The 21,494-nt window shown below is 67.6% G+C and carries 10 protein-coding genes and 1 pseudogene; 8 read left to right on the forward strand and 3 right to left on the reverse strand.

The features are described from left to right. The 8 genes and pseudogenes from ACFE99_RS10085 to ACFE99_RS10120 all read left to right on the forward strand — a co-directional run. Window positions 1-724 (forward strand): phosphopantetheine-binding protein (locus ACFE99_RS10085; protein WP_375484798.1); only part of this gene is annotated, 724 nt, incomplete at its 5' end. Then, entirely contained in the window at window positions 711-1,475 is a 765-nt protein-coding gene (locus ACFE99_RS10090) for a thioesterase II family protein (protein ID WP_375484800.1), read from the forward strand. The genes ACFE99_RS10085 and ACFE99_RS10090, both read left to right, overlap by 14 nt. Beyond that, on the forward strand, window positions 1,468-2,784 hold the full coding sequence (locus tag ACFE99_RS10095; protein ID WP_375484802.1) for a polyketide synthase: 1,317 nt from the start codon (window positions 1,468-1,470) through the stop codon (window positions 2,782-2,784). The genes ACFE99_RS10090 and ACFE99_RS10095 overlap by 8 nt, the downstream gene beginning before the upstream one ends. Beyond that, a complete protein-coding gene (mbtD, locus tag ACFE99_RS10100; protein WP_375484804.1) occupies window positions 2,784-5,777 on the forward strand; it encodes a mycobactin polyketide synthase MbtD in 2,994 nt (997 codons plus the stop codon). Before ACFE99_RS10095 ends, mbtD begins: the two co-directional genes overlap by 1 nt. Continuing rightward, a complete protein-coding gene (locus tag ACFE99_RS10105; RefSeq protein WP_375484806.1) occupies window positions 5,770-12,240 on the forward strand; it encodes an amino acid adenylation domain-containing protein in 6,471 nt (2,156 codons plus the stop codon). Before mbtD ends, ACFE99_RS10105 begins: the two co-directional genes overlap by 8 nt. An 11-nt stretch (window positions 12,241-12,251) precedes the next feature. Beyond that, window positions 12,252-16,829, forward strand: a complete 4,578-nt coding sequence (locus ACFE99_RS10110) for an amino acid adenylation domain-containing protein (protein WP_375484816.1) — start codon at window positions 12,252-12,254, stop codon at window positions 16,827-16,829. 19 nt (window positions 16,830-16,848) lie between these two features. Continuing rightward, window positions 16,849-18,135 (forward strand): annotated as a pseudogene (mbtG, locus tag ACFE99_RS10115) (NADPH-dependent L-lysine N(6)-monooxygenase MbtG). Then, window positions 18,116-18,340 carry an MbtH family protein gene (locus ACFE99_RS10120; RefSeq protein WP_375484808.1) on the forward strand — a complete coding sequence of 75 codons (225 nt, stop codon included), beginning with the start codon at window positions 18,116-18,118 and terminating at the stop codon, window positions 18,338-18,340. The pseudogene mbtG and the gene ACFE99_RS10120 overlap by 20 nt, the downstream one beginning before the upstream one ends. Before the next feature lie 568 nt (window positions 18,341-18,908). On the opposite strand, the gene ACFE99_RS10125 is transcribed toward ACFE99_RS10120, so the two are convergent. From ACFE99_RS10125 to ACFE99_RS10135, 3 genes are all read right to left on the reverse strand, one after another. Continuing rightward, window positions 18,909-19,364, reverse strand: coding sequence for a DMT family transporter (locus ACFE99_RS10125; RefSeq protein WP_375484810.1), 456 nt, complete (start codon window positions 19,362-19,364; stop codon window positions 18,909-18,911). A gap of 419 nt (window positions 19,365-19,783) precedes the next feature. Then, window positions 19,784-20,215, reverse strand: a complete 432-nt coding sequence (locus ACFE99_RS10130; protein ID WP_375484812.1) for a universal stress protein — start codon at window positions 20,213-20,215, stop codon at window positions 19,784-19,786. Further along, on the reverse strand, window positions 20,215-21,468 hold the full coding sequence (locus ACFE99_RS10135; RefSeq protein WP_375484814.1) for an SLC13 family permease: 1,254 nt from the start codon (window positions 21,466-21,468) through the stop codon (window positions 20,215-20,217). The genes ACFE99_RS10130 and ACFE99_RS10135 overlap by 1 nt, the downstream gene beginning before the upstream one ends. Window positions 21,469-21,494 lie beyond the last annotated feature (26 nt).

Consider the following 21,494-nt stretch of genomic DNA (forward strand, 5'->3'; position numbering starts at 1 on the left):
CTACTGGCCCGACGGCACGCTGGAATTCGTCGGCCGGGCCGATCAGCGCGTCAAGGTCAGCGGATATCGCATCGAGCTCGGCGAGGTCGAATCCGCGGTGCGGCGGGTGCCCGGGGTGGTCACGGCCGTCGCTGCTGTGGTACCGACGACAGGAGGGTCGGACGTGCTAGCGGCCGCCGTGCACGTCGGCGACGAGCGGTTGACCACCGCGGGGATACGCGAACACCTAGCGAATTGCGTTCCCGCATATATGGTTCCGCGCCACTTGTCGTTGGTGGACCGCATCCCGTTCACAGCCGGCGGCAAGATCGACCGGCGCACTGTCGCCGACCAACTGAAGGCCAGCCTGGCCGGCTCGGCTCAACCGGACCGCCGCGCCGCGTCGACCCCGGTGGAGGCCGCGCTGGCGGCGATCATCGGCGGGGTGCTCGGCGTGGAGACCGTCGGAGTCGACGACGATTTCTTTGCACTGGGCGGTGATTCGGTATTAGCCACCCAGGCTGTTGCCCGGATCCGCACCTGGCTCGACGCGCCCCACGCCATGGTCGCGGACATGTTCGCCGCCCCAACCGTTTCGGCCCTGGCCCGCCTACTGAGCTGTCGCGAGCACGACGGCGGGCGACTCGACGCCGTCGCCGAAATCTATTTGGAAGTCGCCGGCATGGACGCTGAGGAAGTCGTGTCACAGTCGGCGGAAGTCGGGATGACACATGACCGTCGATAACGTGGCGAGCATGCCGGGCGCGTTCGCGCCGTGGATCAAATACTTCCCGGGTCAGGACGCACAGGGGTGTATAGGTGCCACTGTGGTGTTTCCCCACGCCGGCGCCGCCGCGGCCAGTTATCGAAAGTTGGCCTTGGCGTTGGCCGCCCGCGGTGACACGTTTGTCGTGCAATACCCGCAGCGGGCCGAACGCATCAACGAACCACCGCCAGAAACCGTCCACGACTTGGCCCGCGACCTGTTCGAGGCCGCGCCGTGGCGGCAGGTCGCGCCGTTACGTTTGTTCGGGCACAGCATGGGAGCGGTTGTCGCCTTCGAATTCGCCCGGGTCGCCGAACAGCGCGGCGTCAGCGTGCAAAAGCTCTGGGTGTCATCCGGGCCGGTGCCGTCTACCGTCGGCAACTTGCCCGAGTTGCCGACCACCGGCCCGGAACTGCTCGCCGACCTCACGGACATGGGCGGGACCGACCCGCGGCTGCTCGCCGATGCGGAGTTCGCGGAACTGCTCACCACCGCTGCGCGCAGCGACTACGAGGCGCTCAACCGCTATCACTGCCCCGCGGGTGTGCGCATCCGCGCCGACATCTACGCCGTCGGTGGACGCCATGACCACCGCATCGACATTCGCACGCTTCGGGAATGGGCCACGCACACCGAGGGTTCGTTCACGTTGTCGTTCTTCGACGGCGGCCACTTCTATGTCAACCAGCACCTCGACGCTCTGACTAATCGAGTCATCACCGATGTCTGATCCGCGGTCCGCTGCGTTCGACGACCCCGTCGTCATCATCGGCGTGGCCGTCGAGGCGCCCGGCGATATCGACACCGCCGACGACTATTGGGCGTTGCTTACCCAACAACGAGAGGCGCTCGGCCCGTTCCCCACCGATCGGGGCTGGCCCGTGCGCGAACTGCTGACCGGGTCAGGTCGCGACGGCTTCAAGAAAATCCACGACTGCGGCGGATTCCTCTCCGGCGCAGCGACGTTCGACCCGGAGTTCTTCGGCATCTCACCGCGTGAGGCCACCACGATGGACCCGCAGCAACGCGTCGCGCTGCGGGTCGCCTGGCGTGCGCTGGAGAACAGCGGCATCAACCCCGACGACCTGGCCGGAGAGAACGTGGGCTGCTATGTCGGTGCGTCCCCAACCGGATACGGGCCCGACATGGCCGAATTCTCCTGGCACAGCGGTCATCTGATCACCGGAACAGCGCTGAGCGTGGTGTCGGGCCGGATCGCGTACACGCTGGGATTGGCGGGGCCTGCGCTGAGTGTCGACTGCTCCTGTTCCTCGGCGCTGGCCGCCTTGCACACCGCCGTGCAGTCACTGCGGACCGGTGACTGCGACATGGCACTGACCGGCGGGGTGTGCGTGATGGGCTCGCCCGGATACTTCGTCGAGTTCTCCAAGCAGCATGCCTTATCCGACGACGGACACTGCCGCCCCTACAGCGCGCACCCCAGCGGAACCGTATGGGCAGAAGGCGCGGCAATGTTTGTGCTGCAACGTAAATCAGCAGCGCTACGAGACGGTCGGCGCATTGTCGCCGAGATCCGGGCCAGCGCAGTCAACCAAGACGGTCGAAGCACCGGGCTCAGCGCCCCCAGCGCAGCGGCGCAGACCCGGCTGTTTCGGCGCGGCATCACCGAGGCCGGGCTTCGTGCTGAAGACGTCGCGATGGTCGAGGGACACGGCACCGGAACCAGGATCGGCGATCGCGTCGAATTGCAGTCCTTGTCGCAAACCTACGGCGACACCGCGCCTGGCAGCGGCGCGCTGCTGGGGTCGGTGAAGTCCAACGTTGGCCACTCGCAGGCCGCCGCAGGAGGCCTGGGCCTGGCCAAGGTCCTGGTTTCCGCAGAACACGCTGCCGTACCTACCACCCTGCACGCCGATGAACCCAGTCGCGAAATCGACTGGGACAGCCAAGGCTTGCGGCTGGCACGCGAGCTGACGCCGTGGCCTGCGGTGAACGGGCAGCGGATCGCCGCGGTATCGGCCTTCGGCATCAGCGGCACCAACGCGCACGTGATCGTGTCGGTACCGGCGGTGGCGTGATGTCAGTCCAGCAACTGCCCGACGGCCGCACCCCCGTGCTGCTCAGCGCGCACGAGCACGACTTGGTCGGCCAGGACGCGGCCGCGATCCTGCGGTACCTGGAACGCGAGCCCAGCGTGGCCGCGGTGGCCGCCACGTTGCTGCAGATTCGGCGAGTACGCCGGCACCGCGCGGTGGTGCGGGCAGCCGACCGCAGCGAGTTGGCGGCTGGGCTCAGGGCCTTGGCTGGTGGCGACGAGCACCCGCTGGTGGCCTGGTCGTCGATGACCGACCGCCCGCGCATTGCATTCGTCTGTCCGGGCCAGGGCAACCAATGGCCGTCGATGGGCGCCGAGGCCTACGGGCAGCTACCTGCTTACCGGGCCGAGGCCGACAATTGCGCGGCGGCGTTCATCGCGGCCGGACACCCGTCACCGTTGCCGTATCTGGTTGACGGTCAGCGTGACTGGTCCCAGATCGAAATTCAGGGAGCGCAGTTCACCCATTGCGTCAGCTTGGCGCAGGTGTGGCGATCCTACGGAATTCTGCCCGCTATCACCGTGGGACACAGCCTTGGTGAAGTCGCCGCGGCCTACGTGGCCGGTGCCATAACGTTGGCCGATGCGGTTGCGATTGTCGCAGCTCGAGCTTCGGTCGTGGACCGGCTGCCCGGGCGGTACGGCATGGCAGTGCTGGGTGTCGCCGTCGACGAGGCCGCGCGGCTGATCAGCGAAGCGGCGGGCTGGCTGGAAGTCTCAGCGGTCAACGCACCGTCGTCGACCGTGGTGTCCGGTGACCGGGACGCCGTTGAGGGTGTCGTTCGGTTCGCCGAGCACCACGGGATCTTTGCGCGCGCCATCGATGTCGACTACCCGGGCCACACCAGCGCGCTGGAACCACTGCGGGGCAGGTTCGGGCAGCTGCTGCCCAGGTCGGTGTTTGTGGACGCACCGGTGGAGTTCGTCAGCTCAGCGTGCGGGAAGGTGGTCGGCACCGACACCGAATTCGGTGACTACTGGTGCCAAAACCTCGGTAACACCGTGCGGTTCGACGAGGCGGTGGCCGTGGCGCTGCAACGTGGCGCCAGCGCGTTCGTCGAATTATCGGCGCACCCGTCGCTGCTGTCCTCGCTCGCCGACCTGGTCAATGACGAGTCGGCGGTGCTCGTGGGGTCGGGACGTCGCGACGAGCCCATCGCCGAGCACCTTTCCGCCAGTATCGCCGCGATGGCAGTAGCCGACCGCGGCTACCGGTGGAGCGACGTCGCCGGTGTCGACGGCCATTCGCCGCTGCCCGGGTTCCCGAACGCCCCGATGAAGGCGGTACACCTGTGGGCTAAGCGGGAACCGCTGCCGCCGGTCCAAGGCTCGGTCGTCACCGTCGCCGCCGAGGAGTGGCACCCGTACGCGCTGTCTCGAGCGAGCGGCGTCCGGCCGCGCAAGGTTGCGGTTGTCGAAGCCGCGATCACCGACAACCATCTACCACAGCGTCTCGCCGAAGCGGTTGCCGCCCATCATGGTTGCGAGCTCCCGCGTCCTGGCGAGGCGGAGAGCGTTGTGCTGATCGCACCTGCGCTGATGAACCCCGATGCCACGGTTGCCCTGGCCCCGATTGCCGAGCGCCCTGGTGCGGTGTTGCCGCACTATGCCACGGTCGTCGGCCCGCGCTGCCGGCGCGTCTGGTTGGTCACCGTTGGTGGAGAGAAAGCCTCACCCGACGATCCGGTTGGCGTGCCGGCGCAAGTGGCAGTGGCCGCCATGCACCGGAGCGCCGGGTTCGAATTCCCGGATCGAACGTTCGCACATATCGATCTGCCGCGCTGGGACATCGGCCGGGAGACCGCGCTGGCGTGCGTCGACGTGCTGCTCGGTGATCCCGTCGAGGTGGCCATGCGGGACAGCGGCTGCTACGTCCGCGCGCTGGGGGAGCGTCGGGAATCCGAGCGGCCACTGGACCTGACAGCACTGGCCAATGTGGTGATCACCGGTGGCAGCGGAGTTATCGGTCGCCAGTATGCGCGGTATTGCATCGAGCACGGCGCGCGCAGTGTGACCCTGCTGAGCCGCAAGGGCGTTAGCTCCGTCGAACTTGACCAGCTGGCCGGCGGGCACGCCGTCGCGCTGCACGCCCCGGTGTGCGACATCACCGATCCCAGCGTGGTGTCCGCTGTCGCGGCCGAATACGCAGGCGACGGCGCGTCGCTGCTGATCCACGCTGCCGGGACCGCCACTTTCGCCCCGCACGATCAGTTCACCGGGGCAGGCATGGACATGATGTTCGGCGCCAAAGTGACTGGGCTGGCTCGGATGGTCGGGCTGTGGCCGCTGCGCGACAATGCCCGAATTCTGCTGTGTTCATCGGTGTCTGGGCTATGGGGTGGCTATGGGCACGCCGCGTATGCGGCATCCAACCGGGTGCTGGACGTGCTCGCCGGCCAGTTGCGGGCCAAGGGGCTGGACTGTACGGCCATCCGGTGGGGCCTGTGGCAGGGTACGACGATCGGCGGCGCCGAGGAGCTCGCCCGTATCGAGCGGTCCGGCTTGATACCGATGGACCCCGACGCCGCGATCAGCGCAAGCCTGCGCCACTGCGGGGAAGATCCGCTGATCCTGGTCGCCGACTTCGACCGGTTGCGACAGTTCTTCGAAACCCAAAGCACACCAATGCCATTCATCACGCCTAGCGGTGAAACGCGACCGGTCGCCGAAATCAACACTGCCGTGGACAGGCCGGTCGCCGAGGTAGTGCGCACCGAACTGGCTGCTGCGCTGAACCTTTCGAATGCTGCGTCGGTGGACTTAGGTGTGGCGCTGGTCGATCTCGGTGTCGACTCGCTGCTCGCGCTCGACCTGCGCAAGCGGCTGCGCCGTCTCACGGGGTGCTCGGTTCCATTGGCCAGGCTCCTCGGCGGCATCACCGGCAGCGAACTGATCGAAGCCCTGCAGCAACCCGCACCGGCACTACCGACAGCAGAAGTGAAGATCCCGGAAAGGGTTGATTCGACGCGTGACTGACACCGACACCCGGCTCGACGAGCAGCGCCTGGAGTTGCTGCGGCGCAAGCTTGCCGCACAAGGCCTGCTGTGCACAGCGGACTCAACCAGCGACGGCGGACAGTCGGCCATGTCCGACGGGCAGCGCCGGATGTGGTTCGTGCAGTCGATCGACCCGACTGGCGCGCTGCTCAACGTCTGCGTGTCCTACCGCGTCACCGGGGCCGTGGACGTAGCGCGGTTGCATCAAGCGGTGGATGCGGTGGCCGTGCGGCATCCGCTACTGCGCACCACCTACCACGCCGGTGACGACGGCGATCCGTATCCGGTTACCCGCGACGACCTGCGGCCCGGCTGGGCGGTGCACGACCTGTCGGGCCTTGCCGAACAAGCCCAGCGGTTGCGGCTGGAAGTGCTGGCGCAGCGGGAGTTTCGCCGCCCATTCGACTTGACCGCTGAATCGCCACTGCGCATTGCCGTGGCGCGTCTGGCCCCCGATGAGCTGATGCTGCTGCTGACCGCGCACCATATCGCCTGGGACGACGGATCATGGGCGCCGTTCTTCGCCGACCTGACGCGCGGCTACACCGATCCCGGCGTGTTGGGCCGTCCGATTCCGGTGCCTCGCGACAGCGGGGCATACCTCGAGGAGGATCTGGCGTACTGGCGGTCGCTGATCTCGGATCTGCCCGAACCGCTGGAACTTCCCGGGCCGAACGGTTCAGCGGTGCCCACTACCTGGCGCTCCCAGCGCGCAACGGTCCGGTTGTCCCCGGCAACCGTCGAGCGCGCGACCGAGCTGGCCCGGGAGAGCGGCGCCACGCCGTACATGGTGCTGCTCGCCGCGTTCGCCGGCTTGGTGCACCGCTACACCCACGCCACCGATTTCCTGATCGCAGCACCGGTGCTCAACCGCGGCGCCGGAACCGAGCACGCCATCGGCTACTTCGGCAACACTGTGGTGCTGCGGACACAGCCGCAGCCACGGCAGACATTCCGCGAGTTGCTGGAGCAGACGCGCGATACCGCGGTGGGCGCATTCGCTCACCAGCGCGCCAACCTCGACTGGCTGGTGCGCGAGTCCAACCCCGACCGCCGCCACGGCGCCGAGCGGATGACCCGGGTCGGCTTCGGAATCCGAGAAGCCGACAGCCGCGGTTTCTGCCCGCCCGGCGTGCGATGCGAGCGCGGCGAGCTGCGCAGCCAGCTGACCCAGCTTCCGCTGAATTTCATGATCGAAGTCGACGGCGACGGCGCCCTGGTCGAAGCCGAATACCTGGTCGAGGTGCTGGACGCAGCGCTGGCGCGCCAAATGCTCGAGCACTACACCGTTCTGCTCGACAGTGCGCTGGCCGAGCCCGACGCCGCGCTGTGGCGGTTGCCGCTTTTCAGTGAGGGTGACGCCGACTGGCTGCGCCGCGCCTCGACGGGCGAGACGTTCATCACGGCCCCAACGACGTTGCCCGCGTTGGTTTCCCAACGCGCGGCGATGACCCCGGATGCCGTCGCCGTGGTGTACGAGGGCCGCCACTACAGCTACCGCGAGATCAACGAGGAAGCAAACCGGCTGGCGCACTGGCTTATCGAGCAGGGCATCGGCACCGAGGACCGGGTCGCCGTGCTGCTGGACAAGTCACCGGAGCTGGTCACCACGGCGCTGGGTGTGCTCAAAGCCGGCGCGGTGTACCTGCCGATCGACTCGACGTATCCAGAAGACCGGCTCTCGTTCATCCTCGGCGACGCCGACGCCAGACTTGTGCTCCGCGAACCGGTCAGGGATCTGTCGCTGTACTCCGCGGAAGATCCGGCCGAGCTGGTGCGGCCGCTGGGCCCGGACAACACCGCCTACCTGATCTATACCTCCGGGTCGACCGGATTGCCCAAGGGTGTTCCGGTGCCGCACGCGCCGATCGCCGAGTATTTCGTCTGGTTCGGCGAGGAGTATCAGGTCGACGAGAGCGACCGGCTGCTGCAAGTGGCCTCGCCCAGCTTCGACGTGTCGATCGGTGAAATCTTCGGCACCCTGATTTGCGGTGCCCGGCTGGTGATCCCGCGCCCGGACGGCCTGCGCGACATCGGTTATCTCACCGATCTGCTGCACCGTGAGGGCATCACCTCGATGCACTTCGTACCCTCGCTGCTGGGGCTGTTCCTGTCACTGCCCGGCGTCAACCAATGGCGCACACTGCGCCGGGTGCCGATCGGCGGGGAGGCGCTACCCGGTGAGATCGCCGACAAGTTCCACGCCACCTTCGACGCGTCGCTGTACAACTTCTACGGGCCCACCGAGACCGTCGTCAACGCCACCAGCTATCCGGTCGAGGGCGCGCAAGGCACGCGGATCGTGCCGATCGGGCGGCCCAAGATCAACACCCGGGTGCATCTGCTCGACGATGCGCTGCAACCGGTGCCGGTCGGAGTGATCGGCGAAATCTACATCGGCGGGACACATGTCGCCCACGGCTACCACCGCCGTCCAACGTTCACCGCGGAGCGCTTCGTCGCCGACCCGTTCAGTGCCGGGGGCCGGCTGTACCGCTCCGGGGACTTGGCCCGGCGCGATGCCGACGGCGATATCGAGTTCGTCGGCCGCGCCGACGAACAGGTGAAGATCCGCGGTTTCCGTATCGAGCTCGGTGAGGTGGCCGCGGCGATCTCGGTCGATCCCAGCGTCGGGCAGGCCGTCGTCGTCGCTGCGGATCTGCCGCAGCTGGGCAAGAGCCTGGTCGGCTACCTCACCGCGGCCGCCGGTGCCGGTCCGGACACCGTCGACGTCGAGCGCATCCGCGCCCGGGTGGCCGCCGCGCTGCCGGAGTACATGACCCCGGCCGCCTACGTGGTGCTCGACGAGATCCCCATCACCACGCACGGCAAGATCGATCGAGATGCCTTGCCGCAGCCGCAGCTCGCGGCTTCCGTCGAGTACCGCGAGCCGGCCAGCGAGACCGAACGCCGCGTCGCCGAACACTTCTCGCGGCTGCTGGGCCGCGACCGGGTCGGCGTCGACGACTCGTTTTTCGACCTCGGCGGGCATTCACTGCTGGCGACCAAACTCGTCGCCGCGATCCGGTCCGAATGCGGCGAGGAGTTGGGCATCCGCGATGTCTTCGAACTCGCAACCGTGGCCCGGATCGCCGAACGCGTCGAACAGATGCGCTCCGGTGGCGTCGACCTCCAGCGGCCCAAGCTGTTCGCCACAAGCCGCGACGGGGCGCTGCCGCTGTCGGCCTCGCAGCTGCGGACATGGTTCGCCTACCAGATCGAAGGCCCCAGCGAGGCCAATAACGTTCCCTACGCCGTGCGGCTCAGTGGGCCGTGCGACGTCGATGCATTGGTCGCCGCGGTCAGCGATGTCGTGGCACGCCACGAAATCCTGCGGACCATCTACACCGAAATCGACGGGGTGCCATACCAGGTGGTCGACGCCGCCGCCGAGGTGCCGGTTCGGCAGGCAACAGGCGCAGGCGAGCAATGGGTGCAGGCGCAGCTCGACACCGAGCGCCGGTACCGCTTCCAACTAGAGCGCGAATGGCCGATCCGGGCCGCGCTGTTGCGGACCAACAATCAGGAGCATGTGCTGTCCTTGGTGGTGCACCACATCGCCATCGACCACTGGTCGGGCGGAGTCCTGTTCGCCGACTTGCTGACTGCCTACCGAGCACGCTGCGCCGGCCAAACGCCGTCGTGGGCACCGCTACCAGTGCAGTACGCCGACTATGCGGCCTGGCAACGCGATCTGTTGTCCGAGGGCCATGGCATCGCCCGCGCTCAGCGCGACTACTGGACGCGGCAGTTGGAAGGGCTACCCGAGGACACCGGGCTGCGGCCCGACTTCCCCCGCCGGCCGGCGCCCAGCGGGGCCGGGGACTGCGTCGAATTCCGCATCGACTCGCAGACCCGCGGCACGCTTTCCGAGCTGAGCCGCGAGCTCGGGGTCACCGAATTCATGCTGCTGCAGTCGGCTGTCGCGGTCGTGCTGCACAAAGCCGGTGGCGGCGCGGACATTCCGCTGGGTAGTCCGATCGCAAAGCGCAGCGAACCCGAACTCGACCAGCTGATCGGCTTTTTCATCAACATCTTGGTGCTGCGCAACGACTTGGCCGGCAACCCGACGCTGCGTGAAGTGCTGCGGCGGGCCCGGGAGACGGCGCTGGGCGCCTACGCTCATCAAGACCTGCCGTTCGACCGGGTGGTGGAAGCGGTCAGCCCGGTGCGCTCGCTGTCGCGCAACCCGCTCTTCCAGGTGGTGGTGCATGTGCGAGATCATCTGCCGACCGCGCGGGTTATCGACACCGGGGCCGCCGGCGACGCGGTATTCACCGTATTGGAGCCGACGTTCGACATCGCGCACGCCGATTTGAGCGTCAACTTCTTCGGCACAGATGGCGGCTACCACGGCAACATCATCTACCGCACCGAGCTGTATCGCCGGGCCACCATTGAACGGTTTGCCAGCTGGCTGGCCAAGGTCGTCAACGCGTTCGCCGACGACGTTGATACGCGGTTGCGCGACGTGCAATTGATCGGCCCCGCCGAACGCCGGCGCATACTGACCGACTGGAGCCGCGGCGCACAGCCGCCGGCCGACCGGCCACTGACCATCCCCGAATTGCTCGAGCCCAGCAGGGAATTGGGTACCGACCGAGTCGCGTTGCGCTGCGGGGACGATCGCATCGATTTCCCTGCGCTGCACCGCCGTTCGGACAACTTCGCCTACCTGCTCGCCGATCACGGTGTCGGGGCCGGGTCGCTGGTCGGCCTGTCGACGCGGCGGGGCATCGACATGGTGGTCGCGCTGGTGGGCATCATGAAGGCCGGCGCCGGATTCTTCCCGCTCGATCCCCCCTACCCGTTGGCGCGCAAGCAGTTCATGCTCGACGACGTCGAGCCACAGGTCGTCGTGGTGACCACCGAAGCGCTCGACAGCATGCCGAAGCCGCCTGGGGTGACGCTGATTTCGCTCGACGACCCGGCTGTTAAGGCCGCGATGGATGCCGGCACGCCGCGGCGCCGGCTGCCGCTGCCGCAGCCCGAGGATCCGATGTATCTGGTGTTCACGTCGGGATCGACCGGCAAACCCAAGGGCGTGCTGGGCACCCACCGGGCGATGACGACCCGGCTGAACTGGCAGCTGCGCCACTATCCCGTACCCGGCGACGACATCCGGCTGGCACAGGCGTCGATGACGTTCCTCGAGGGCTGCATGGAGACCCTGGCCGGCCTGGCCGCGGGCGCCACCACGATCCTGGCCGACGACGCCGAGCACCGCGACCCCGAAGCGCTCGCCGCTCTGATCCGGCGGCACGCCATAGCACAGGTGACCGCTGTGCCCAGCCTGGTGTCCACCCTGGTCGACGAATGGCCCGACACACTGCGGTCGCTGACCCGGCTGGTGTGCGGCGGAGAGCCGATGACGGTGTCGCTGCAGGAGCGCCTGCTCGCCACGTGCGGCGGGCCGGAGGGCCCGGAACTGCTGAACAACTTCGGCGCCACCGAGACCTCGGGGGCGTTGGTGCGCGGGCCGCTGACCCCACCGGTGCCGATTCTCGGCAAACCCCAACCGGATTCGCAGGTGTACGTGCTCGACGACGCCCTCAAGCCGGTGCCGGTCGGCGTGGTCGGCGAGCTGTACTACGCCGGCGGCCAGCTGGTTCGGGGCTACTGGAAGCGGCCGGGCCTGACCGCGTCCCGGTTTGTGGCCAACCCCTATGCCACCGAACCAGGGGCGCGGTTCTACCGCAGCGGCGACCGAGCCCGATGGACCGACGACGGGCGCTTGGAGTTCGTCGGGCGCACCGACCACCAGGTGAAGGTGCGGGGCTTCCGGGTCGAGCTCGGCGAGGTCGAGGCCGCGCTGAAGACGGCAGACGGGGTGGCCGCTGCGGCCGCGCGCACGTGGGACGTCGACGGCAGTACCACGTTGGCCGGATACGTTGTACCACATCGGCCGCTCACTGATGAAGCCGAAAAATCGGCATTTGCAGCACAAGTGCGCGCACACGTCGTATCGGGGCTGCCTGGCTACGAGGTGCCGTCGTCGATCACCGTGCTCGGCACGATGCCCAAGACCGAATCGGGCAAACTGAACCGGCCCGGGCTGCCGAAGCCGGCGGTCAGCACAACGGGCCGAAGCGAGCCACCGCGCACCGAGACGGAATCCGCGCTCGCCAAGGTGTTCGCCGACGTGCTGGCGACCGCCGACGTCGGGCGTTTCGACGACTTTTTTGCCCTTGGCGGAGACAGCATCTTGTCGGTGCAGTTGGCGGCGCGGGCGCGTGCAGCCGGCCTGCCGGTCAGCCCCCGGATGGTGTTCGAGAACCCGACGGTGCAGCAGCTGGCGGCTGCGGTAGATGTGGCTAGCGCGGCAGAACCTGAAGCCGAGCAGGCGGAGACCCGGTTCGAGCCGATGAGCGCATCCGGGCTGTCGGCGGAGGATCTGGCGGCGGTTACGTCAGCCTGGGTCTTGCGGGGCGATAAGCCGTGACCGCTACCCACGTGCAAGCCGGCGCCGCGGACATCGAAGACGTCCTGGCGTTGAGTCCACTGCAGCAGGGTTTGTTTTCGCTGGCCAAGCTCGCCGGCGACGGTGTCGACCTGTACACGATGCAGTTCGTCGCCGACATCGAAGGCCCGCTGGACGCGGCCCGGCTTCGCCGCAGCGCCGAGGCGATGCTGGCGCGCCACCCCAATTTGCGGGCATCGTTCTGGGACCGCGATCTTCCTCACCCCGTGCAGATCATCCCCAGCGAGGTGACGCTGCCGTGGCGCGAATCCCACGCTGACCCAAGCGAATTCGAAGCGATCGCGGAGGCCGAGCGGCTGACCAACTTCGATCTCGCCGACGGCCCGCTGATGCGGTGTCTGCTGGTGCGCACCCCTGCGTCCACCGGCCAGCGGTTCCGGCTGATCCTCACCGTGCACCACATCCTGATGGATGCGTGGTCGTTGTCGGTGTTCTTCCGCGAGCTCATCGCGGTGTATCAGTCTGGCGGCGATGCAGGCGCGCGTCCGCCGCCCCGGCCTTACCGTGACTACATCGGATGGCTTGCTCACCAAGATGTTTCAGCGGCCGCCCAGCGTTGGCTCGACTATGTCGCGCCGTTGAGCAGCCCGACGATGCTGGCCGAGACCCACCAGGCCCGACCGGGCACGGTGCAACCGCAGCGCACCGCGCTGTCGCTGGATCGTGCGGCCACGACACGGTTGACCGGCTGGGCGCGTGAGCACGGCCTGACCCTGAACACCGCGCTGCAGTTCGCCTGGGCAGTGGTGTTGAGCCGGCTCACCGACCGCCGTGACGTCGCGTTCGGCACCGTCGTGTCGGGCCGCCCACAGGACCTGACCGGTGTCGAGACGATGGTCGGGCTGTTCATCAACACCGTTCCCGTGGTGGTGGACCTGAGTTCGCACGCCACGATTCTGGAGCAATGCCGTGCGGTGCAACAGCAGAGCGCCGCCATGCGCGACCTCGGGTTCATCGGCCTGTCGCAGCTGCAGCGCGCGGCCGGGCGCGGAGCGCTGTTCGACACGCTGCTGGTGTTCGAAAACGTCGCCATCGGACCGACCGCGGAAACCGTGGTCAGCGACGACGGCGTACGGTTCCGGCCGGTGGGCGCAGAAAGCCTGGCGCACTATCCGCTGACCGTCGTCAGCTGCCCGCCCGACGACGAGTTGATGGTGATGCTCGAGGCGGTGCCGCAGGCATTCCCGCACCTATCGGTGGCCGACATCGGTGAACGGATCCTCAGCGTGCTGCGCCAGTTACCGCAGTCGGGTGGCCTTGCGGCCGATGCTCTCGACGTGCTGCTGCCCGCCGAACACCACCGGCGCACCGGGGTCGCCGACCAAATATCCGGCGGTGAAACCGAAACCGTCGCTGCCGCGTTCAACCGCCAGGCCGACGCGACTCCCGAGGCGGTGGCGCTGTCCTCGGCGGACGGCGTGCTGAGCTATGCCGAATTGCGCGATGGGACCACCCGGCTGGCCCGCGTGTTAGCCCATCGCGGAGTCGGGCCGGAAGACCGTGTCGCCCTTGCTCTTCCGCGCTCGCCAACCTCGGTGATCGCAATCCTGTCCGTCCTGCAGGCAGGTGCGGCGTATGTACCGATCGACCTCGACCTGCCCGCGCACCGTATCGAGTCGATCCTGCGGCAGTCGGCTCCGCGGCTGACCGTCACCGTCGGGCAGAGCGCGGCAACCGTCAGCGCGTATGCGGACAACGGCGAGCCGCTGGTGCTCGACGATCACGCGGTCGCCGCCGAGATCGCCGGTCAAGACACCGGCCCGCTGCCTGAGCAAGCACACCCGGACAACGCCGCCTACGTCATCTTCACCTCCGGTTCGACCGGTGAACCCAAAGGCGTGATCGGCACTCATCGCGCCCTGCTGTCGTACTTCGCCGACCACCGCGAGCGCGTATATCAGCCCGCCACAAAAGTATTGGGTCATCCCCTGCGTATCGCCCATGCCTGGTCGCTGAGCTTCGACGCGTCGTGGCAGCCGCTGATCGGGCTGCTCGACGGCCACGCCATACACCTGTTCTCCACTGACGACATGCGCGACGCCGCCCGGCTCGTCGACGGCATCGACCGCTGGCGCATCGACATGATCGACACCTCGCCGTCGATGTTTGCCCAGCTGGCCGCGGCCGGGCTGCTGGAACTGCAGGCAGCCGAACGTCCGGTGCGGCCCCGGCTGACCGTGCTGGCGCTGGGCGGGGAGGCCATCGCCGCCGACGACTGGACCCGGCTGCGGGCGCTGCCACATACCGCAGTGCACAACTGCTATGGACCCACCGAGACCACCGTCGAGGCGGTGGTGGCCGACGTCGCCGATTCACCGGTGGTCAGCATCGGCACGGCGGTGCGCGGCATGCGGGCCTACGTGCTCGATTCGGCATTGCGCCCGGTTCCCGACGGCGCCGCCGGAGAGCTGTACCTGGCCGGAAACCAGCTCACCCGTGGCTATCTCGGGCGGGCGGCGGCAACCGCGACGGCGTTTGTCGCCAACCCGTACCGCACCGGCGAGCGGATGTACCGCACCGGAGATCTGGTGCGCTGGCTGCCGTCTGGGCAGTTGGGGTACCTCGGGCGCGGCGACGACCAGGTAAAAGTGCGCGGGTATCGCATCGAAATCGCCGAAGTGGTGGCCGCGCTGTCGGGCGGCCCGGGCGTGGCCAACGCCGCAGTCGTGCCGGTGCGCAGCGCCGCCGGCACCCGCCTGATGGGGTTCGTGACTGGACGTGACGGCGCCGCCCCGGACCTCACGGCGGTGCGCGCCCGCGTCGGCCGGCGGCTACCCGCGTACATGGTGCCGGCGCGCATTGTCGCAGTGGACGCCATGCCGCTGACCCCGCACGGAAAGCTCGACACCCAAGCGCTGCTCACCAAGGCAGCCGCCGCGCCGGAGTCAGGTGCGCCGCCGAGCACCGACACCGAACGGATGCTGGCGGCCGTGCTGGCCGAGGTGTTCGACGGCGCCGCACCCGGCCTGCAGCAGGACCTGTTCGAGCTCGGCATGGACAGCATCGTGGCGATATCGCTGGCCAACAAGGCCCGCCACCTCGGTGTGACGCCACGAATGGTGCTGGCCAACCCGACCATCGAATTGCTGGCCGCGGCAGTGGATGCGGGCCGGTGCGCGCCTCGCGCCGAGGCGTCCGATGATCCCGACCGGTTCGGCGAGGTAGCCGCGCTGCCGATCGTGTCGTGGATGTACGAGTACGGCAACTTCCGCCGGTTCGTGCAGGCGCCGCTGATCACCCTGCCGTCGAATATCGTTGCAGCACAACTTGAATCGCTGCTCCAAGGGGTGCTGGACCGCCACGACATGCTGCGCGCCCAGCTGGAGTTGCTCGACGGCGAATACCGTCTCATCACCAGGCCGCCCGGCGTGGTGCGGGCCGCCGACATCCTCACCCGGGTGCGCGGATCGGTCGACGACACCCTCAACACGCACGCCCACGCGGTGATCGAGCGCATCGACCCGTTCGCCGGTGCCATGGTGCAGGCGCTGTGGTGCGACGACCCCGACGGTGGCTGCCTGCTTCTGGCCATGCATCACCTGGTCACCGATGCGGTGTCGTGGTTCGTGCTGATGGCCGGACTAGCGGCCGGCTGGGAGCAACTGTGTGCCGGCGAAAACCCCGTCCTGCCAGGCGAATACACCACCTACCGGGAATTCGCGCGGCTGCTGCAGCAGCGCGGCCGCCGCCCGGAAGTCGCGGCGCAACGCGACTACTGGCTGGCACAGCTGAGCGGGCCGGACCCCGCGCTGGGCTCCCGGATGCCCGATCCGCGCCGCGACACCTGGTCGTCGTTGCGGCTGACCACGGCTGGCAGCGACGTCGCCGACACCCAGCTGATGCTGGACAAGGTCGCCTCCGCCGGTGCGGACACCGGCGTGCGGGAATTCCTGCTGGCCGCACTGACGATGACGCTGACGTCGTGGCGGATCCGCCGCGGCGCCCCCCTCGGCGACGGGGTACTGGTGGCGCTGGAGGGTCACGGTCGCGAAGACGAGCTCTTAGAAACCGGGGCTCCCGATGGGGCAGTGGACACCTCGAGCACCGCGGGCTGGTTCACCGATATCTTCCCGGTCCGGCTCGGCTATCCCGGGCGCCCGGTCGACGTCGACACCGCACGCCGTGACCCCGCCGCGGCTCGCGGGCTGCTGCGCGAGGTCGCCGAGCGCATCGCGGCGGTTCCTAACCACGGGCTGGACTACGGACTACTGCGCTACCAGCGCCGCGATCCCGTTCTGGCCGCTGCACCGCACCCGCAGGTGCAGTTCAACTACGTCGGCCGGCTCGACTTGAGCCCACAGCCGCAAGGCCCTGCCCCGTGGACGCTGGTCACCGACCCGGCCCGGCATGCGTGGCTGTCACGCGCTCCCGAGCCGGACTTGCCGCTGCGCTACACCTTCGACGTAGTGCCCGTGGTGCATCCCACCTCGACAGGCCCGCAGCTGGTGACCAGCTGGCGCTGGAGTGAGCAGCTGACCACCGACGACGAGGCCGATCAATTGGCGGCGCTGTGGTGCGACGCGGTGGCGACGCTGGCGGGTGCACTGTGATCCCAACAGGGGAGGTGACATGACCACGCTTGCGGTGCTGGGCGCCGGAGCCAAAGCGGTGGCGGTCGCCGCCAAAGTATCGGCCCTGCGCGACATGGGGATTCAACCGCCCGACGTGGTTGCCGCCGAACGCACCGAGGTCGCCGCCAACTGGCAGGCCAGCGGCGGCTGGACCGACGGTGCGCACCGGCTGGGCACCAGCCCCGAGAAAGACGTCGGCTTTCCCTACCGGTCGTCGTTGGTGCCCCGGCGCAACGCCGAACTCGACGAGCGGATGACGCGCTACAGCTGGCAGTCGTATCTGATCGCCTCCGGTGAGTTCGCGGCCTGGATCGACCGCGGCCGGCCTGCGCCCACCCACCGCCGCTGGGGTCAGTACCTGCGCTGGGTGGCCGATCAAGTCGCCATGAAGGTGGTCGACGGCGAGGTCGGACGGCTCGGCCTCGAGGGCGACCGCTGGGCGCTGCACACCCACGAAACCACCATCCACGCCGACGCGTTGATGATTACTGGGCCGGGCCAAGCCGAAAAGTCCCTCCTGCCCGGCAATCCGCGGGTGCTCTCGATCGCGCAGTTTTGGCACCGCGCCGCCGGACCGGATCGCATCTGCGCCGAGCGGGTGGCGGTGATAGGTGGTGGCGAGACTGCCGCGTCGATCCTCAATGAGCTTTTCCGGCACCGGGTTTCGACGATCACCGTGATCTCGCCGCAGGTGCCGCTGTTCACCCGCGGCGAGGGGTTTTTCGAGAACTCGCTGTTTTCCGACCCGACCGACTGGGGCCTGCTGACGCTGCAGGAACGCCGCGACGCGGTGGCCCGCACCGACCGCGGGGTGTTCTCGGCCAGCGTGCAGTAGGCGCTGCTGGCCGACGACCGGATCCGGCACCTGCGGGGCCGGGTCGCTCACGCGGTTGGCCGCGAGGGGCAGATCCGGTTGACGCTGAGCACCGACCGCGGCGCCGAAAATCTGGAAACCGTCCATGGTTTCGATCTGGTCATCGACGGCTCCGGCGCCGACCCGCTGTGGTTTTTGACGCTGTTCAGCCAGGACGCGCTTGATCTGCTCGAACTCGGCATGGGCGGCCCGCTTACCGGGGAGAGCCTCGAAGAAGCGATCGGATACGACCTTGCTGTCACCGCCGTCACCCCAAAGTTGTTTCTGCCCAATCTCGCCGGGCTCACCCAGGGCCCCGGCTTCCCGAACCTCAGCTGCCTGGGGCTGCTGTCGGACCGAGTGCTCGGCGCCGAGCTGCGCCCGAGCACCAACCCCTCGATCACGAGAAGCGATGCGCATCAATCCATTTGACGACGACAACGGCACCTTCTTGGTACTCACCAACGACGAAGAGCAGCACAGCCTGTGGCCGACCTTCACCGACATCCCGACCGGCTGGCGGCGGGTGTATGGCGAAGCGAGCCGCGCGGAATGCCTGGCCTACATCGAACGGAACCGGATCGACATCCGGCCCGAAAGTCTGCGCGAAGCCATCGGCCGAAATCTGGCTCAGTAACCGCATCTCAGCATTACCGCCGCGCTTGCTAGGGACCACTTGTCCATGGGGCTGATCAACCGCTTGGCGGTCAACCCATACTGGAAATTCCTGGCGAAGTACTACTACCCCTTCGTCACTCGCCACGGCGCCGCGGACGTGACCTCCTTGAACTGGGGGTAGGAGGAAGATCCGCCGATGGCGTTACCGCTGGCACGCCCACCGACGAACCGGTTCTGTATACAGCTTTACCACCGCACGGTGACCCAGGTGGATCTCAGCGGCAAACGGGTGCTGGAGGTCAATTGCGGCTCGCGGAGAAGGTGTCCGGCTTGGTTCCGAAACCCCTTGTCAAGCAGTGCATGTCGTGGCCAGCCGAGCGGATATTGGCGAAGGGCATTGTTTCACTAAGTCCCCTGGGCAGCTCGTTCATGCAACGGCTACCAGAGGTGGACGGCGACATAGATTCGCGCGCACGGCGGTTGGGTTTACCCTTGCGGACGCCGACACGACGTCCTATCTGCCGCTCGTGGGCGAGTCTAGCAAGCTGCGAGTTGACGAAACCATCAGCTTGGCCATCGTGCGGTATCTAATTGGTGGTGATAAGTACCAGGCCGGTGACTAGAACCACCGCGCCGATCGCGCGTAGGGGCGTGATCGGATGAACCGGTACGCGTAGCCAGCCGAAGTGGTCGATCAGTAGGGACGTGAGCAGGTTAGCGCTGTATGTGAGCGCGGCGTATGGTCCGGCGCCGACGCGGTCAACGAATAAAAGGCCGGTTAAGACTGCGAAGGCGCCGATGATCCCACCCAATGGCGCCCACCACGGCATGCCGGCAATTGCGGTAGCCGTCGGTAACGGTCGAACCAACACGGCGGCCACCACGCTGAAAACCGCTACGATGAGGGCGAAAGATACCAGCGTGGCCAACCATGGATTAACGAGGGAAACTCGTAGTGCGGCGTTCATCGGCGGGCCCATCGCTTGCAGTACGCCCGCGATGGCGATAAGGGGAAACAACCATACGGTGCTGATGGAAGTCATTCCGGAGTTCCTTTTCTCGGCGAGTGTGATGTGCGGCGGGCGGCGTTCCTGCTCTAGTTACGCGGCAATTCTGAAACCAGCCTGAAGAACAAGCTGCGCGGGTTTGGTGGTCGTGCTTCAACGTCGCGGGATATCGTCGCAGGACCGGCACCACAACCGCGACAACGGATGCCTCATGTCTGGGACGAAAACCATAGCGGCCGCACTTTCAGCGGGGACGGGTCGACCTTCCTGCACAAGCACGGCGCCGCTCATCGCAACGTGAACGGTGTGGGTCTGACCGGTCTGGTCGTTGAGACGGTGATCAGTGCCGAGCAGAGCGGCACTGTGGCCACCACTACCGAAACAGCCTCCGCCGTGGGCGCTGCGCCCACCAGCTCCGCCGACCCACGACCCTGCTGATGAATCCGGGCTGTTTCTCAGATCAGTAAGACTGGGCACGGGGCGTGGTCAACTACGTAGCGGCTGGCGGGTGCGAGGCTTCGCGGGCCGGGTCCGGCGTCGCGGGCCAGCACGAGCAGCTCGGCGCCGGTAGCGGCGGTGATCACCTCGGCCTCGACCCGTCCACGTCGCTGAACCTGCTGACATGGGCGAGCCAGCCGCGCGGCGGCCTGATCGAGCAGTTCACGGGCGGCGGTGGCGGCGAGGTCCTCCACTTGGGCCGCGGGGTCACGGTGAGGCTGACCGCGCCCGAGCAGCCCAGCGTAAGCACCGCGAGCGACACGGACGACGTCGGGGTCGCTGATGTGCAGCAGCACGATGTCGGCGTCGGGCGGCGCGTAGCGGCGCGCGCCGTCCACGCAAGCCGGCCAGGTGGATTCGACGATCCAGGCGGTCACCGTAATGGACATCAGCCTCCCAGTTGTAATGCGACCCACAGTGCCACCACCGCGGCGATCAGTGCCGCCGGCGTGGCGAGCAATCCCAGTACGCTGAACTCGGCCAGGCCGGTGGCGAGGTTGTGCTGGCGCATGATGCGCCGCCACAGCAAGGTGGCCAACGAGCCGGCGTAGGTGAGGTTGGGCCCGATGTTGGTTCCGATCAGTACCGCCAGCACTGCGGCCGGACCTTTGGCAGCGGTCAGCGGGATGAGCACCAGCACCGCAGGCAGGTTGTTGATCACGTTGGCCAAGACCGCCGCGACCGCGGCCACACTGAGCAGGGCCACAAAACCCTTGTGACGGGGAATCAGGTCGCCGACCGCATCATCGAGGCCGTTGTCGGTGACGGCACGTACCACCACACCGAGCGCGAGGACGAACACCAAAAACAGTGGATCGGCGGCGGCCACGATCCGCCTAGGGCTCGCGCCCTTGCGCAGCACGGCGCGCACCGCCAGGATGAGCGCCCCGGCCGCGGCCGCCACTGCTGGCTCGATACCCGCGGCCTCGGCAATTACGAATCCGCTGAGAGTGGCCGCCACCGTCGCCACCGCAAACCAGGGAGGCTTAACAGGCTCCGGGTCAACCACGGGTGCCACGCCCACAGCGTGCAGGTCCGGATCGAAGTAGCGGCGAAGCACCAGGTATTCGGCGCCGATCGCCACTATCCAGGGCAGCGCCATAAATCCTGCGAACCGGGGGAAGCTCAAGTCAGAGGCGTGATAGGCCAACAAATTCGTAAGGTTCGACACCGGCAGCAGCAGTGAGGCGGTATTGGACAAATGAGTACACGCGTAGACGTGTGGGCGCGCCCGCCCACCCAGCGTCGCGGCAGTGGCGAAGACCACCGGGGTAAGCAACACCACCGTCGCATCGAGACTGAACACTGCGGTGACCAGCGAGGCCACCACGAAAACAGCACCCAGCAACCTGCGGGGTTGTCCTTTTGCAGCCGTTGCCATCCATTGCCCGCACCATGCGAAGAGGCCCTCCTCGGCGCATAACTGCGCTAGCACCAGGACCGCACCCAAAAACCCGACCACCGGCGCTAAATGCGCTACCTCGGAGCCCGCATCGGCGATCGACAACGCTCCGATTCCAACCGCGATTGCGGCCGCCGGCATCGCTACCACAGCCTCCGGCCACCCAAACGGGCGGATCACCGCTCCGGCTAACACAGCCACCAACAAAAAGATGGACAATGCCTCCGCCAGCGGCCGCATCCATCAAGCCTCGGGCTCGCTTGGTG

The organism is uncultured Mycobacterium sp. (genome assembly GCF_964249325.1).
Classification (GTDB): domain Bacteria; phylum Actinomycetota; class Actinomycetes; order Mycobacteriales; family Mycobacteriaceae; genus Mycobacterium.

What these genes read in the sequence shown, in the direction of transcription:
- ACFE99_RS10090 (WP_375484800.1), top strand. Translation starts at nt 711, where the DNA reads ATGACCGTCGATAACGTGGCGAGCATGCCGGGCGCGTTCGCGCCGTGG.
- ACFE99_RS10095 (WP_375484802.1), top strand. Translation starts at nt 1,468, where the DNA reads ATGTCTGATCCGCGGTCCGCTGCGTTCGACGACCCCGTCGTCATCATC.
- mbtD (WP_375484804.1), top strand. Translation starts at nt 2,784, where the DNA reads ATGTCAGTCCAGCAACTGCCCGACGGCCGCACCCCCGTGCTGCTCAGC.
- ACFE99_RS10120 (WP_375484808.1), top strand. Translation starts at nt 18,116, where the DNA reads ATGCGCATCAATCCATTTGACGACGACAACGGCACCTTCTTGGTACTC.
- ACFE99_RS10125 (WP_375484810.1), bottom strand. Translation starts at nt 19,364, where the DNA reads ATGACTTCCATCAGCACCGTATGGTTGTTTCCCCTTATCGCCATCGCG.
- ACFE99_RS10130 (WP_375484812.1), bottom strand. Translation starts at nt 20,215, where the DNA reads ATGTCCATTACGGTGACCGCCTGGATCGTCGAATCCACCTGGCCGGCT.
- ACFE99_RS10135 (WP_375484814.1), bottom strand. Translation starts at nt 21,468, where the DNA reads ATGCGGCCGCTGGCGGAGGCATTGTCCATCTTTTTGTTGGTGGCTGTG.